This window comes from Hyunsoonleella sp. 2307UL5-6 (assembly GCF_047345485.1).
In the GTDB taxonomy this organism is placed as follows: Bacteria; Bacteroidota; Bacteroidia; order Flavobacteriales; family Flavobacteriaceae; genus Jejuia.
This window is the reverse complement of sequence record NZ_JBLFEN010000005.1, coordinates 104,780-119,432: the sequence shown is the minus strand read 5'-3', so window position 1 is coordinate 119,432 and position 14,653 is coordinate 104,780. Positions and strand designations below refer to the sequence as shown.

Below are 14,653 nucleotides of genomic sequence, written 5' to 3'. Positions count from 1 at the left end.
AGAGTGCTTTAAATTAGTAATAAAAAGCACCCTAAATGATTTTAAGATGATTATTGCGCCATTTTTGATGCCATAATTAAAGCATTATAAGCATTAGCTATTTTGCCAGATTTTACGATATTTTTAAATGGTTGAATATCACTAGCATTACCGCCAACAATTACTTTAGTGTTAATATCTAACCCAGAATTCATAATAATTTGTTTTACCTGTGCAGCTGATAATTTTGGATAATACGAGCGAATTAAAGCTGCAATACCAGCAACGCCTGGAGCAGCCATAGATGTACCACCTTTAGTGTCGTATTCATTTTCTGGTGTTGTAGAATATACTTGCGCTCCAGGAGCAAATACATCAACATTATTTTTCCCATAGTTAGAAAAACCGGCTAGTAAACCAGAACCGTATTTGGGTGCTAAAGCACCAACCCTAATATAAGTATCTGAAACCTCTTGTCCGTTTACATTATCATCTGGAAAATTTGGTTCAACATCTACATTTTTACTATCATTTCCAGCAGCGTGAACAAAAACAACATCGTTTTTAGAAGCATAAGCAATAGCATCTCTAACCCAATCGCTGTGTGGAGAAAAGCTCTTCCCAAAACTACCGTTAATAATAGATGCGCCATTATCAACCGCATAACGAATGGCTAGTGCAACATCTTTATCATATTCATCCCCATTTGGCACAGTTCTAATACTCATAATAACAGCGTTATTAGCAACCCCATTTGCACCTTTACCATTATTACGTTCTGCTGCAATTATTCCCGCTACGTGGGTACCATGGCTTTCATCTTTTTTAACAGGTTTTACATTGCCGTTGCCATAGTATTTAGAATTTATATCCTCGGGGTCGTCTCCATTTACACGTCCTTTAAAATCTTTATTCAAATTATAGTTTAGGCGCTCGTTAATACTTTTAATAGCATTGTTTAATTCATCTAAAGCTTCGGCCATAGACGCAACATCATTACTAAACATGTATTGTGCTACTTGTTTTGCTTGCCCTAAAGTTTGATCTTCTGTTTTTATAGTTGCTACGTCTTTTTGGGTATAGTCTTTTTTACCAAAATGTTTGGTTAACGCTTCATCAGCACCTTTAACTTGTTGGTAAATTTGGTCGTATTGCGTTTTACGTTCTGTCCATTTAGCATATTCTTTATCATATTCTACTTTAGCAGCAGCATAATCTGGGTGACTTGTATTACCACTGGCTAAAATTCTAACAAATTCTAATTGCTCATTATAGCCTTCTCCTAAAAAGTTCCAACCATGAACATCATCAATATATCCATTATTGTCGTCATCAATACCATTTCCTGGTTTTTCATCTTTATTAGTCCAAATATTAGCATCTAGGTCTTCGTGGTCAATATCTATCCCAGAATCAATAACAGCTACTATTACTTTTTTACCTTTTTTATTTTTAATAATTTCAGCATAAGCTTTATCAACACTCATACCAGGAATAGTATCTTTTAATAAATCTAAATGTCCCCAATTTTCTTTTTCGGCATCAGTTAAATCAGAAACTTTTAACGGAATGGCATCAATATTCTCTTCAGGAGTTAATAGAATTGCACCAGTACTTCCACACCCAAAACATAGGGCTGTTAACATTGCGGTAAACGCTAATTGTTTAATTGTTTTCATTTTTTATATTTGAATTAGTCTTTTTTAGTTAAATACGTCTTTGGTAGAAAGTATGCTTTCTAGCCTTACACCTTTTTCAGCGTGTTTTACAGTTATAATTTCGTGATGTGCATCGTGCTCTAAAAACAAATAATAGCCATGATCTGCAGCCATATTTAAAAATTTTTCTTTTTCAGTTAAAGTGACTAGAGGTCTCATATCATAACCCATAACATAGGGTAATGGTAAGTGTCCTGCTGTTGGCAGTAAATCGGCCATAAAGCAAATGGTTTTATCTTTATAGGTAATCATCGGGATCATTTGTTTATCGGTATGTCCGTCAGCAAAAAAGATATCAAAACCTAAAGCAGAATTTTTTAAGATATTACCGTTAGGAAGATTAGTGAACTTTAAACGCCCGCTCTCTTCTATTGGTAAAATATTTTCTTTTAAAAAGGATGCTTTTTCTCTAGCGTTTGGGTTTGTGGCCCACTGCCAATGGGCTGTATTGCTCCAAAAATAAGCATTTTTAAAAGCAGATTCGTACCCTGTTTTATCCTTATTCCATTGAATGGCACCACCACAATGATCAAAATGTAAATGTGTTAAAAATACATCAGTAATATCATCTCTATGAAATCCATGTTTTTTTAAAGATGAATCTATCGTAGCATCTCCCCACATGTAGTAATATCCAAAAAATTTGTCAGATTGTTTGTTACCCATGCCTGTATCAATTAAAATTAAGCGATCGCCGTCTTCAATTAATAAACACCTAGCGCCTAAATCAATCATATTCTTATCATCAGCAGGGTTGGTTCTGCTCCAAATAGATTTTGGAACAACACCAAACATAGCGCCTCCATCGAGTTTAAAATTCCCAGAATTAATGACATATAGATTCATAGCAAACGAATTTACGAAATATGAATAAAAACAATTGTAGTGTTAAGAGATTATTATGAAATAGAAATATAGTAATAAAAAGCTATGATTATATTAACCAAACAAAAAGCCTATAATTTAAGAAAATACTATCATTTTCGCTATTTTAGTAGATTCAAAAAAGAAAACATAATTTATGTTAGAGCTTGCAGGTATAATTATACTAGGTATTTTGGCACAGTGGGTTGCATGGAAACTTAAAATCCCTGCTATTTTACCTTTAATTTTAATAGGATTATTGGTAGGCCCTGTTGCTTCACAATATTTAAGTGAAGATGGGAGTAAATGGATAGAACCCATATGGAACGGCGAGAAAGGTTTGTTTCCAGGAGACGGTTTATATTACTTTGTATCTCTTGCTATAAGTATTATTTTATTTGAAGGTGGTTTAACACTTAAACGGTCGGAAATACGAAATGTAGGCCCTGTAATTACCAAATTAATTACTTTAGGTTCTGCAATCACTTTTTTTGGTTCAGGTGCTTTGGCCTATTTTATATTTGGTTTAGGTTGGGAGCTATCTTTATTGTTTTCTGGTTTAATAATAGTTACAGGTCCAACTGTAATAACGCCAATTCTAAGAAATATTCCTCTTAAAAAAGATATTTCTACAGTACTAAAATGGGAAGGTATTTTGATTGACCCTATTGGCGCTTTAGTTGCAGTATTGGTTTTTGAATTTATAAGTGTAGAGGGCGATAGCGGTTTTACAAAAACAGCCTTAATAGAGTTTGGAAAAATTATTTTATTCGGTACAACTTTTGGATTTACATTTGCACATGCTTTAGCGTTTGCTGTTAACAAAAAATTTATACCACACTATTTATTAAACGTAGTATCCTTATCAACGGTTTTGTTAGTATTTGTAGAGTCTGAAATTTTTGCTCACGAGTCTGGTTTACTTGCTGTAGTAGTTATGGGGATGGTATTAGGTAACGGAAAACTCGAGAATTTAAAAGAGCTTTTATACTTTAAGGAATCTCTTAGTGTTTTATTAATTTCAATACTTTTTATTCTATTAGCAGCTAATATTGATTATGAAGATTTAAAGCTGTTATACACTTGGAAAACAGCCTTATTATTTGCCTTAGTTGTATTTGTAATAAGGCCTTTAGCTGTATTTTCTAGTACTATAGGCTCTAAATTAAGGCTTAATGAAAAACTGTTTATTAGTTGGGTAGGTCCTAGAGGTATTGTTGCTGCAGGTATTGCTTCTCTTTTTGGTAGCAAGCTTATAAAACAAGGTGTAGAAGGCGCAGAGTATATCACTCCGTTGGTGTTTATGATTGTACTGGGCACTGTATTATTAAATGCAACTACAGCACGTATGTTTGCAAAGATAGTTGGTGTGTTTTTAAAACGATCTGAAGGGATATTAATAGTTGGAGCGTCTCATTTTTCAAGGTTGATAGGTGAATATCTTGAGAATAATGGTAGGCATGTTGTATTGATTGATAGTAACCAATCTAATATTCAACTAGCTCAAGAACAAGGGCTTGATGCGATAAATGCTGATATTTATTCCGAAGAATTAAATAATAATATAGAATTAAGTGATGTTGGGTTTTTAATGGCCTTAACAGGAAGCAGACAAATAAATGCGTATGCTATTGATAGATTTAGAGGACAGTTTGGTGAGAGTGGATATTACCGATTGATAACTACCGATGAGATGGAAGACAATCAACAAAATCCTGATGAAGGTTTATTTTCTCAAACAGATGATTTTAATACATTGACGGAGGTTGCTAGAAAATATCCAAAAATACACGAGGTTAAAATAAAGAGTAGAGAACATTTTGAAGAGCTTATTGATTTAACCAACAAAGATGAGGATACTGTACCGCTTTTAATAAAAGATAAAAAAGGTATTATGGAAATTATATCATCTCATAACAAAACGATTGAAAAGATAGAAGAGGGCTACAAACTTGTGTACATGGGCAAACCTTTAAGTGTTCCAGAAGCAACACCTACATCTCAGTGATAATTATTTTTGTTATGAGATTGATTTAGTATGTGTTTTTTTAATTTCATAAAACCCTTTGTGTTGCGAACCTAATATGTGTTGACAGTAAGTTGAACAGAAATCCATGAAAAAAATAAATTTTCTATTATTATTGATAATTACATGTTCTTGTAATAAAGAAAATGAATCTTATTCTATGTATGGGTTATTAAATGAGGAGTTTATTCATTCAGGCGAAATGTTGAAAGTACAAATTGCTGAAAATCTTATGAATGATAAACTGATTAATAACGAATTAGCTAGATCATATGATAGCTTGACAACTGAATATTTGGTATACTCAAATGCAATTTATTCAGAATTAATTAATAAAGTTACAGACCCAGGAAATTACGATGGTGAACTATCAAAAAAAGAATTTATAAATGAATTTTTTTTTGATGGAGAAAAATATAACGCAAATGCTACTGAATTCATTTCCAGATTGGAAAATTATAAAACTGAAATCTTGGAATTGATAACTGATAAAAATTTAGAAAGAAGAGTCCGTTTAGAATTAAATACAGATTACGTTCAAAATCGTAAAGCAAAGAAATTCGATTATCTTAATTATATGTATAAAGATTTACCTTTAATTAGCGTATTGTCTCACATGAAATATAGAGAAAAAACTATTATAGAACTTGAGAATGACTTTTTGAAAAACAGAATGTTGAACGAATAAAGCCTACTGCCAATAATACGTATAATGATATATCAGAAAGCGCGAGCCAAATGGTAGCCCGCCTGTTATTCCGCAGGTAGGCGGCGCCCTAAAAATTATAATTTAAAAGCTGCATGTTTCAATTTCGGTAACTCTAAGTGTATTTACCATTCCTTTGTCTTGAATAGGCATTGCAGCTAAACTAATAAGCATATCGCCTACTTCTAAATAGCCCATTTTACAAGCCATAGCGTTAACATCTTCTATAGTATCGTCGGTACTTACAAACCTATCGTAATAAAATGCTTTTACACCCCATAAAAGGCTTAAGCGTGTTAAAATACGTTTGTTTGATGTAAATACTAAAATATGACAAGAGGGTCTCCAAGCTGAAATTTGAAAAGCCGTATACCCGCTGTTAGTTAGTGTTGATATGGCTTTGGCATTTATTTCGTTAGCCATGGTAGCGGCGTGGTAACAGATAGATTTTGTAATGTAACGGTTAGTACGAATATGTGGTGGCATTTCTGGTACTTTAATAAGTGGAGAATCTTCTACACTTTTTAAAATATCACTCATTTGTTTGATAACTTCTACAGGATACTGTCCAACAGAGGTTTCTCCAGAAAGCATTACGGCATCAGCACCATCCATAACTGAGTTTGCCACATCGTTAACTTCTGCTCTAGTTGGTGTTAAACTAGATATCATAGTTTCCATCATTTGCGTAGCTATAATTACTGGAATTCTAGCTTTTTTTGCTCTTAGTACCAATTGTTTTTGAATAAGAGGTACTTCTTCAGCAGGTACTTCTACCCCTAAATCGCCTCTTGCTACCATGATACCATCACATTGAGTCACAATTTTATCGATGTTTTCAACAGCTTCTGGCTTTTCTATTTTGGCAACAATAGGAATTTTATGTTCACTATGCTCTTTTATTAAATCTCGTAATTGCATTAAATCTTCAGCATGACGTACAAAAGATAATGCTAGCCAATCTACATTTTGACTTATAGCAAAAATTGCATCCTCAATATCTTTTTCAGTTAACGCGGGTTGTGAAATATCAGTATTAGGAAGATTTACTCCTTTTTTAGACTTTAAAGGACCTCCTTGAATAACTTTAGCTTTTACTTGGCTTTTCTTATCAGAAGATACAACTTCAAAAATCAATTTTCCATCGTCTAAAAGAATACGTTCTCCTGGTTTAGCATCTTGTGGAAACCTTTCATAAGTCATGTAAACGCGCTCTTTTGTACCTTCAAAACGTTCTCCTGTTTCAAAAATAATTTCATCTCCAGCGTTTACCTCTACTTCCTCCTTCATAACGCCAACGCGTAATTTAGGCCCTTGTAAATCTCCTAAAATAGCAACGTTATAGCCAAATTCTTCATTTAGCTCACGTATCATTTTAATACGTTTTTTTACATCGTCGTAATCTGCGTGCGAAAAATTAATTCTAAATACATTAGCACCTTCATCCATCATACCTTTTAGTACTTTTTTGGTACTGGTAGCTGGTCCTAATGTTGCTACTATTTTTGTTTTTTTTCTTAATCCCATTAATCGAAAATTAAATGCTCTTTAGATTTTAGCAAACTCATATCAACATTGTAAGCCATAGCTATTTGCGGAATCTTAAGGAGGTTATTTATTATTATTTTTTCTATGCTATTATTAAATTCATTATCAATTTTCAAAAAGTAATTCACTTTACTGTATTCTGGAATAAGATTATGTGTTTTAATTACTTTATGATGTGTACTAAATAATGATTGTTGTACTAATTTTGAGTCGGTTTCTAGCTTACAAATATTAGATATTAAATTCCACCTAATCAGCTTTTTATTATCTTCATATTCAAACACCGAATAGGTAGCATTTCCTTTATTAAAATCTAAATCTTTAGGCTGTCTTTTTAAAGTAATATTTAAATATTTATTTAAAAGATAGGCAATCCTGTAATCTTCAATTGCACAATGAATAGCAATTAGAGTACAAGACACATCCTCAAAAACATCATCAAGAATAAGTTTGTGTACTGCCATAACCTGACTTATTAATATTGTAAATATAATGCTAAAATAGCTTAGATATCAATGGTTTTAGCATTTCTTAATACTAAAAACGCACTCAAACGTTGTAGTTCTAGGGTATAAAACTTAAATCATTTTAGACATTTTACTTTGAAACGCGAAAAATGCACGTTTTGATGCCTTTTCTTCTGCCTTTTTCTTTGAAGTTGCTCTTGCTTTGGCTATTATTTTATTGTCTATAGATAATTTTACTGAAAAGTGTCTTACATCATCATTACCTGTATCTTCATAAACGTTGTAGTTAAAGACTTTTTTCTCTTTTTGGCACCATTCTATTAAAAGGCTTTTGTAGCTTATTACTTTTCCTTCTAAATTTTCTATATCAACATGGGGCACAATTACCCTTTTGTAAATAAATTTTTCACAGTATTTATAGCCTTTATCTAAAAAAATAGCGCCTACAAGTGCTTCAAATAAATTGCCATGAATATTGTCTCCAAATTGTCCTGATGGAATTTTACTTTCTACTAAATCAATAAGGTTTAGTTCCTTACCTAGCTCGTTTAAATGCTCTCTACTTACTACTTTAGATCTCATTTTAGTTAGATAACCTTCGTCTCCACTGGGTACCTCTTTATATAAGTGCGATGCTATTACAGCACTTAGCATAGCATCTCCTAAAAACTCTAAGCGTTCATAATTTATAGCATTGCCTTTACCATCTTTTATGTTCATAGAACGATGGGTAAAAGCCTTTTTAAAAATACTTAAATTTTTTGGCGCGTAACCTAGAATTTTTTGTAATGGTATAAAAAAATTCCCGTTTCGTTTGGAACGGGAATTTAGTATGTTGCGAATGATATTCATTCGGGATTTAATCTATTTTTTTGAATAATACACAGGCGTTGTGTCCGCCAAATCCAAAGGTATTACTCATTGCAACTTTAACATCTCTTTGTTGTGCCTTGTTTAACGTTAAATTTAATTCTGGATCTATATTCTCGTCAACTGTTGTATGATTAATAGTTGGCGGAACAATACCGTTTTCTATTGCTAAAATACTTGCAATAGACTCAATAGCCCCAGCAGCTCCTAAAAGATGCCCGGTCATTGATTTTGTAGAATTAATATTAATGTTTTTAGCATGATTTCCAAATACTTTAGAAATAGCTTTCAACTCGGCTACATCACCTAATGGTGTTGAAGTTCCATGTGTGTTTATATGATCTACATCTTCAGGTTTTAAACCTGCATTTTCTAAACAATTTTTCATGACTTCAACTACACCAATACCTTCAGGATGTGGCGCCGTCATATGATGTGCATCTGAAGATAATCCACCTCCAGCTACTTCAGCATATATTTTTGCGCCTCTAGCTTTTGCATGCTCATATTCCTCTAGAATTAGTGCGCCAGCACCTTCACCTAAAACAAAGCCATCTCTTGTGCCATCAAATGGGCGAGAGGCTGTTTCGGGGCTTTCATTTCTAGTAGACAATGCATGCATTGCATTAAAGCCACCCATACCAGCAATAGTAACAGCTGCTTCACTACCTCCCGTAACTACTACGTCGCAATGTCCTAAACGAATCATGTTTAAGGCATCAAACATAGCATTTGCTGAAGAAGCACATGCTGAAACTGTTGTGTAATTAGGTCCCATAAAACCATATTTTATGGAGATATTTGCAGGTGCTATGTCTGCAATCATTTTAGGAATAAAGAACGGGTTAAATCTTGGTGTTCCATCACCAGCTGCAAAGTTTAAAACTTCTTGCTGAAATGTTTCTAATCCACCAATACCTGCTCCCCATATTACACCAACACGCAACTTATTTAACTCGTCGGTATTAAGTTTAGCATCTGCAATAGCTTCATCTGAAGCTACCATAGCATATTGCGCAAACTTATCCATTTTACGAGCTTCTTTTCTATCAAGAAAATCGGTTGCATTGAAGTTTTTTAATTCGCAAGCGAATTTTGTTTTAAACTTCTCTGTGTCATAATATGTAATAGGCGCAGCACCACTTTTTCCACTAATTAAGGCATCCCAATATTCATCTTTGGTATTCCCAATAGGTGTTAAAGCTCCTAGTCCTGTAACTACAACGCGCTTTATTTCCATAAAAATGTTTTGCTTATTTAGCTTCTTCTATATAAGAGATAGCTTGACCAACAGTAGCTATATTTTCTGCTTGATCGTCTGGTATTTGAATATCAAATTCTTTTTCGAATTCCATTATTAATTCTACAGTGTCTAAAGAGTCGGCTCCTAAATCGTTTGTGAAGCTAGCTTCCGCAACAACTTCATTCTCATCTACTCCTAGCTTGTCTACGATAATCGCTTTTACTCTTGATGCAATGTCTGACATAATCTTTTAATTTTAAAGGTTTAATTAGTTGGCAAAAATAAAAAACTTTATTTTAATACACCGTTTTACGAAAAAAATGTGTCTGTAATTTACAAAAAATTACATTCTAGTATTTACATTTACCTCCTAATTGTTAATATTTATTCTTTTTTTGAATAATTGAACACTGATAGCAAGCTTATGAAACGTATTGTAATTTTTGCGTCCGGTAGTGGAAGTAATGCTGAAAATTTAATTAAGTTTTTTCACAACAGCGATAGTGCGTCTGTTACTCAAATACTATGTAACAATCCTCATGCCAAAGTTTTAGAGCGTGCCAAAAGATTAAAAATAAGTGCGCTTTCGTTTAATAGAATAGCATTTTCTAAAAGCGAAGATGTATTACATATTTTAAAAGCCTCACAACCAGATTTAATAGTTTTGGCAGGTTTTTTATGGAAATTCCCAGAATTTATTTTAAATGAGTTTCCTAATAAAGTTATTAATGTACATCCCGCATTATTGCCAAAATATGGCGGAAAAGGTATGTATGGTATGCATGTTCATAGCGCAGTAGTGGAAAATAACGAGACAGAAACAGGAATAACCATTCATTATGTAAATGAAAATTATGATGAAGGCGCCGTTATTTTTCAAGCAAAATGTGAGGTTTTAAACACTGATACTGCTGAAGATGTTGCGGCGAAGATTCATGAATTAGAGATGGCGCATTTTCCTGAGGTTATAGATAAGCTGTTAAAGGAGTAAAAATTTAAACTAAAGATTTAAAAGATTTTCGCCTTCGAGAAGATGAAAAAATGGCTAAGAACAAAAAGAAATATTATACCGTTTGGAAAGGACATCACGTGGGTGTTTTCGAGTCGTGGGATGATTGTAAAGCTCAAATAACTAATTTTGAAGGCGCTCAATACAAATCGTTTTCTACGTTTGAAGCGGCTAAAAAAGCATTAAAAGGAAATTATAAAGATTACATAGGAAAGAGCAAAAAGTTTACTTCTGAATTAACTGAAGCCCAACTTAAAAAAATAGGACAACCTAATTATAATTCTATTTCGGTTGATGCTGCATCCTCAGGAAACCCAGGTAAAATGGAATATCGTGGCGTAGATACTAAAACAAAAAAACAATTGTTTATACAAGGCCCTTTTGAGCAAGGGACTAACAACATAGGCGAATTTTTAGCCATTGTTCATGGGTTAGCATTGCTAAAAAATAAAAATAGTAAACGTATAATTTATACAGATTCTAGAACTGCAATAAGTTGGGTAAAAAAGAAAAACTGCAATACAAAACTACAACGTACTGAAAAAAATAAAGTAGTTTTTGAGTTGGTAGATCGTGCTGTTGCGTGGTTAAAAACAAACACATACACCACGGTAATTGTAAAATGGGAAACTAAAGCTTGGGGAGAAATTCCTGCGGATTTTGGTAGGAAATAGAAATAATTATAGATAATAATCGATAGATTGATGTTCTTTCACTTTTTTATTTTAAGAGTAGCTAAAGCCATCAATTGATACACTGCATTATCATACCTAGTTAAAGGTTAAAATTCTGTAATTTTTATTGCGCTTAATTTAGCTACAATACAATATAGTTTAGCCGTAACTTTAGTTATTTTTTTCAAACTTTAATAGCTTATATGTGCTATAATTAAATAAAGCCCCTGCGTTAATTTACAGAGGCTTTGTATAATACAACCATTATGCTAAATTAATAAATTAGCTTAAGAGTTTTTGCTTCTACTTTTAAAAGATAGATACCTCTATTTTTATTAGATAGGTTAATTTGGGTAGTATTTCCAGAAAGAATTTTTTGACCTCTTATATTATATACTTCCCAAGGCGTAGCTTGGTTTAATTCAAATATTCCACTTGAACTAGGGTTTGGATATACCGAAAAGGGAACCTCAACGTCGTTTGTAGTTTTACTATTGTTTGAGGTTTTAGATACATTACCAACACGCTCTAAAAGCCATTTTGTTCTATTGGTGCTGTTATTAGTGGTTGTTGTAATTTGTGCATTGTTTGCTTCTTGCATATATGCATTTCTAGCTCTAGATTTTATAGTGTATGTATTTCCTGAAAGTCTTGTAACAGTAAACTGTTTATCGTTATCAAATCTCGGTGAAAGATCTGTAACAATTACACTTTTTCTACTATCATTAGTTGCTCTTAAAATACCAGTACCAGTACCAAAACTTTTTCTTATGTCAATGTTATAGTAGTTTCCTCTAGAGATAAATTGAAACTGCTTATCAAAACCAGATTGACTGCTAGATGAGGTTAATGTTGCATTATTACCATCCAAATATCTATTAGTAAATTTGTTTTTTATTTTATACCAACTTCCTGTAATATTACCAGTATTATTATTTGTTGGAGTTGATGTTTGTCCGCCAGATCCACCAATTACTTCAATTTCGTAAGCATAAAAGGAATACCCTAATAAATCGTTTTCTAATGCTATCGTAGATTTTCCACTACCACTACGTCCATTTGTAGTAGCTTCTCTGAAAGCAGAGGTTTGCTTTGTATTTCTAAATCTATTATAACTAATTGTTCGATATCTATATCTTGTACCAGGAGGATGGTTAACAATAGCTCTTACCCTTAATCTTTCTGTAACACCGTTACCATTATTTTGACTAACATTAGCATTATAGTTATATGCCATCACTCTATACTTGTTGTCTTTGTTGGCAAATATTGCATTTACATAGTTACCGTTAGATCTTTGATTACCACTTTTAGAATTTCTGTAGTATCTATAACCAACAAATTTAAGTAGTTCTCCAATAGCAGGATTATATTGAGATCCTGTACCCCAAAACGTTAAATTATTCATTTGGTTTTGGTAAAACATTTTCATCATACCTGTAACAAAAGAGTTTTGATGTCTTGGGTCTGCACTATCAAAACTATTACCAGCACTACTAAGCGATTTTATCAGTGCAAATTCATGAACCTCTAATTTTGCATTGCTATTCCAGTTCCTATTTCTTGTAACAACACCAAAATCTTTATTGTAAACCTCATCAAAGTTTGTTCTATCAGCTCTATTATAAAATGGATAATAAGAAATTCCTACAAAATCATAAGGTACGTTTCTTCTTTTACAATACCCTAAAAAATCTGTTGCCCAAGAATTACTTGCAGAACCCCATAGAAAATGAGAACCTACTTTTGCATTAGGCAGTACTTCTAGTATAGCATTTACAGAGACTCTGTAAAACTCAAAAAATTGAGCTTGAGTACCAGACCAATGCCCAGAAGTTCCAATTTCACGACCAATGCCATACTGTATTTTTCTTGCGTTTTCTTCCCCTAATTTTGCTACAATGGCTCTCATAGCTTCTTTTAAATAATTAGCCCATCTTGTGTTACTTCTTGGTGGCATAGCATTGCCATAAGTTGACACTACATAGTTTCCTCCAGGTAGGTTTCCTCTATTATCTCTTTGAAAAGCCCACGAAGGGTTGTCTAAAACAATTTGATGTAAATCAAATCCAGCATTTAAAACTTTATCAATTTGCGTTTCTAGAGAGCTAAAATCAGTTACAAAACTTGTACCATTCCACAGGTAACTGTCTTTGCTTAAATCTGCTTGTCCTCCAGAAGAAATTCCACCTAAAGGCCTAACAACACCAATACCAGAATTTGCAATTATTGGTTGTCGCACTCCGTTTACAGGATGAATTCTGTTATAAGTGTCCAAATGGTTTTGCATTACCTGTTTTCTATTAGAATTATTAGTGAAATCTGTAGTTAATGTAATTTGTGCTTTTATAGAAAAGCATGTTAAAAGTGTTAGAAAAAGCGTTAAAATTAATTTCATAGTTTCTTTTAGTTTTGATAATTGATTAATAGTTGTTTTTAAGTGGTGCTAGTAGTATAAAAAAGTGGTTGTCTTTTTTAGGTTGTATAAATGTGGTTTAATAACACCAAAAAAGTTTTTGTTAAATATTTCATAAAATTAAATAATGAAATTATAAATATTGTCCTGCAGTGACCTGAAAAGTCACTAAATCATTGTATGTTATGGCTTTTGTTTTAAATTCTAAAAAAAAGTATGATAAAAAAATACTCATATCCGTTGTGCATTTTGAGTTGAAATAAACAGTGTAATGTCAGTTCGAGTATTTTTTTTGATAAAAAAATCGTATGAAGAACCCAATTCATATTAAAAATTCTTATTCTATATACAAATTTCACTCATTTCAATCGTGAAATTCACTCGAATTGACAGAATTTTTTCAAAACACACAACTGGTTACTCATATAAAATTTGAAAGAAATTAGGATGTTTTTTTGTAATGAAACTGGTTTTAAATACACTAACTTTTTAAATATTATTATGAAAAATAAAATTGTATTATGTGTATTTATTTTAATGTATGCATCAACAACTATACTTGCCCAAACTCCTTGGGAATTAAAAAAAGATACAGAACATATAAAAATATACACACGCTCTAAACCAAATACTAAATTTGATGAGTTTAAAGCAGTAACAACATTAAAAACAACATTAAAAACAGTTTTAAATGAACTCCTAGAAGCGCCAAAATATGATCCTTCTTTAACATCGGGTGTTAGTTATTATGTAAAACAGTTAAGCGAAAAAAAGCATGTTTTTTATGCTCATAAAATTTTACCTTGGCCGGTAAAAGATAGAGATATTGTTACCTTATTAACTGTAGAAAATATAAGCGAAACAAAAGTAAAATTAGTTTTAGAGGGTTTACCATTAGAGGTTCCAGAAAAACAACAAACTATTAGAATAAAACAGCTTATGGGGTATTGGCTTTTAGAGGAAATTAATAATACAACTAAAGTTATACAACAGTTATATATAAACCCTGAAGGCACATTGCCATCATTTGTTGTAAACGCGCTTTTGGTTAAAGGTCCTTTTCAAACATTTAAAAAATTAAAAGCACTAGAAAACCAGATATAAATTACATGTTTATTGTATTAAATACTGTT

The 14,653-nt window shown here is 32.3% G+C and carries 13 protein-coding genes; 5 read left to right on the top strand and 8 right to left on the bottom strand.

The genetic code is table 11. From position 1 onward, the window contains the following. Window positions 1-50: 50 nt before the first annotated feature. Both ACKGJY_RS10585 and ACKGJY_RS10580 read right to left on the bottom strand, forming a co-directional pair. Window positions 51-1,658: a S8 family serine peptidase gene (locus ACKGJY_RS10585; RefSeq protein WP_413973860.1), complete on the bottom strand. Its 1,608-nt coding sequence runs from the start codon at window positions 1,656-1,658 to the stop codon at window positions 51-53. Between the two features lie 24 nt (window positions 1,659-1,682). Further along, entirely contained in the window at window positions 1,683-2,543 is an 861-nt protein-coding gene (locus ACKGJY_RS10580; protein ID WP_413973859.1) for an MBL fold metallo-hydrolase, read from the bottom strand. A gap of 175 nt (window positions 2,544-2,718) precedes the next feature. On the opposite strand from ACKGJY_RS10580, the gene ACKGJY_RS10575 reads away from it, so the two are divergent. Further along, window positions 2,719-4,569: a cation:proton antiporter gene (locus ACKGJY_RS10575; protein WP_413973858.1), complete on the top strand. Its 1,851-nt coding sequence runs from the start codon at window positions 2,719-2,721 to the stop codon at window positions 4,567-4,569. Between the two features lie 106 nt (window positions 4,570-4,675). Further along, window positions 4,676-5,275 (top strand): hypothetical protein, encoded by a 600-nt coding sequence (locus ACKGJY_RS10570; RefSeq protein WP_413973857.1) that lies wholly within the window; start codon window positions 4,676-4,678, stop codon window positions 5,273-5,275. A 102-nt stretch (window positions 5,276-5,377) separates the two neighbouring features. Here ACKGJY_RS10570 and pyk read toward each other — a convergent pair whose 3' ends face one another. The 5 genes from pyk to ACKGJY_RS10545 form a co-directional block, all read right to left on the bottom strand. Next, window positions 5,378-6,820 (bottom strand): pyruvate kinase, encoded by a 1,443-nt coding sequence (gene pyk / locus ACKGJY_RS10565; RefSeq protein WP_413973856.1) that lies wholly within the window; start codon window positions 6,818-6,820, stop codon window positions 5,378-5,380. Next, a complete protein-coding gene (locus ACKGJY_RS10560; protein ID WP_413973855.1) occupies window positions 6,820-7,305 on the bottom strand; it encodes an IPExxxVDY family protein in 486 nt (161 codons plus the stop codon). Before ACKGJY_RS10560 ends, pyk begins: the two co-directional genes overlap by 1 nt. A gap of 114 nt (window positions 7,306-7,419) precedes the next feature. Next, the gene (gene rnc, locus ACKGJY_RS10555; protein ID WP_413973854.1) at window positions 7,420-8,160 is read right to left on the bottom strand and encodes a ribonuclease III; all 741 of its coding nucleotides are present in this window, start codon (window positions 8,158-8,160) and stop codon (window positions 7,420-7,422) included. Window positions 8,161-8,167: 7 nt separating this feature from the next. After that, window positions 8,168-9,418 (bottom strand): beta-ketoacyl-ACP synthase II, encoded by a 1,251-nt coding sequence (gene fabF / locus ACKGJY_RS10550; RefSeq protein ID WP_413973853.1) that lies wholly within the window; start codon window positions 9,416-9,418, stop codon window positions 8,168-8,170. Window positions 9,419-9,431: 13 nt separating this feature from the next. Next, a complete protein-coding gene (locus ACKGJY_RS10545; RefSeq protein WP_009778413.1) occupies window positions 9,432-9,665 on the bottom strand; it encodes an acyl carrier protein in 234 nt (77 codons plus the stop codon). A gap of 180 nt (window positions 9,666-9,845) precedes the next feature. Between ACKGJY_RS10545 and purN the strand changes: the two genes are divergently transcribed. After that, complete coding sequence (gene purN, locus ACKGJY_RS10540) at window positions 9,846-10,412, top strand: phosphoribosylglycinamide formyltransferase (protein ID WP_413973852.1); 567 nt, start codon at window positions 9,846-9,848, stop codon at window positions 10,410-10,412. A 50-nt stretch (window positions 10,413-10,462) separates the two neighbouring features. Beyond that, complete coding sequence (locus ACKGJY_RS10535) at window positions 10,463-11,104, top strand: viroplasmin family protein (protein ID WP_413973851.1); 642 nt, start codon at window positions 10,463-10,465, stop codon at window positions 11,102-11,104. A 274-nt stretch (window positions 11,105-11,378) separates the two neighbouring features. On the opposite strand, the gene ACKGJY_RS10530 is transcribed toward ACKGJY_RS10535, so the two are convergent. Continuing rightward, window positions 11,379-13,502 carry a GH39 family glycosyl hydrolase gene (locus ACKGJY_RS10530; protein ID WP_413973850.1) on the bottom strand — a complete coding sequence of 708 codons (2,124 nt, stop codon included), beginning with the start codon at window positions 13,500-13,502 and terminating at the stop codon, window positions 11,379-11,381. A 519-nt stretch (window positions 13,503-14,021) separates the two neighbouring features. Between ACKGJY_RS10530 and ACKGJY_RS10525 the strand changes: the two genes are divergently transcribed. After that, window positions 14,022-14,624 carry a hypothetical protein gene (locus tag ACKGJY_RS10525; protein ID WP_413973849.1) on the top strand — a complete coding sequence of 201 codons (603 nt, stop codon included), beginning with the start codon at window positions 14,022-14,024 and terminating at the stop codon, window positions 14,622-14,624. Window positions 14,625-14,653 lie beyond the last annotated feature (29 nt).

Coding starts and splice junctions, on each gene's coding strand:
- ACKGJY_RS10585 (WP_413973860.1), bottom strand. CDS start 1,658: ATGAAAACAATTAAACAATTAGCGTTTACCGCAATGTTAACAGCCCTA.
- ACKGJY_RS10570 (WP_413973857.1), top strand. CDS start 4,676: ATGAAAAAAATAAATTTTCTATTATTATTGATAATTACATGTTCTTGT.
- ACKGJY_RS10545 (WP_009778413.1), bottom strand. CDS start 9,665: ATGTCAGACATTGCATCAAGAGTAAAAGCGATTATCGTAGACAAGCTA.
- ACKGJY_RS10580 (WP_413973859.1), bottom strand. CDS start 2,543: ATGAATCTATATGTCATTAATTCTGGGAATTTTAAACTCGATGGAGGC.
- ACKGJY_RS10525 (WP_413973849.1), top strand. CDS start 14,022: ATGAAAAATAAAATTGTATTATGTGTATTTATTTTAATGTATGCATCA.
- ACKGJY_RS10530 (WP_413973850.1), bottom strand. CDS start 13,502: ATGAAATTAATTTTAACGCTTTTTCTAACACTTTTAACATGCTTTTCT.
- rnc (WP_413973854.1), bottom strand. CDS start 8,160: ATGAATATCATTCGCAACATACTAAATTCCCGTTCCAAACGAAACGGG.
- ACKGJY_RS10575 (WP_413973858.1), top strand. CDS start 2,719: ATGTTAGAGCTTGCAGGTATAATTATACTAGGTATTTTGGCACAGTGG.
- ACKGJY_RS10535 (WP_413973851.1), top strand. CDS start 10,463: ATGGCTAAGAACAAAAAGAAATATTATACCGTTTGGAAAGGACATCAC.
- pyk (WP_413973856.1), bottom strand. CDS start 6,820: ATGGGATTAAGAAAAAAAACAAAAATAGTAGCAACATTAGGACCAGCT.
- purN (WP_413973852.1), top strand. CDS start 9,846: ATGAAACGTATTGTAATTTTTGCGTCCGGTAGTGGAAGTAATGCTGAA.
- fabF (WP_413973853.1), bottom strand. CDS start 9,418: ATGGAAATAAAGCGCGTTGTAGTTACAGGACTAGGAGCTTTAACACCT.
- ACKGJY_RS10560 (WP_413973855.1), bottom strand. CDS start 7,305: ATGGCAGTACACAAACTTATTCTTGATGATGTTTTTGAGGATGTGTCT.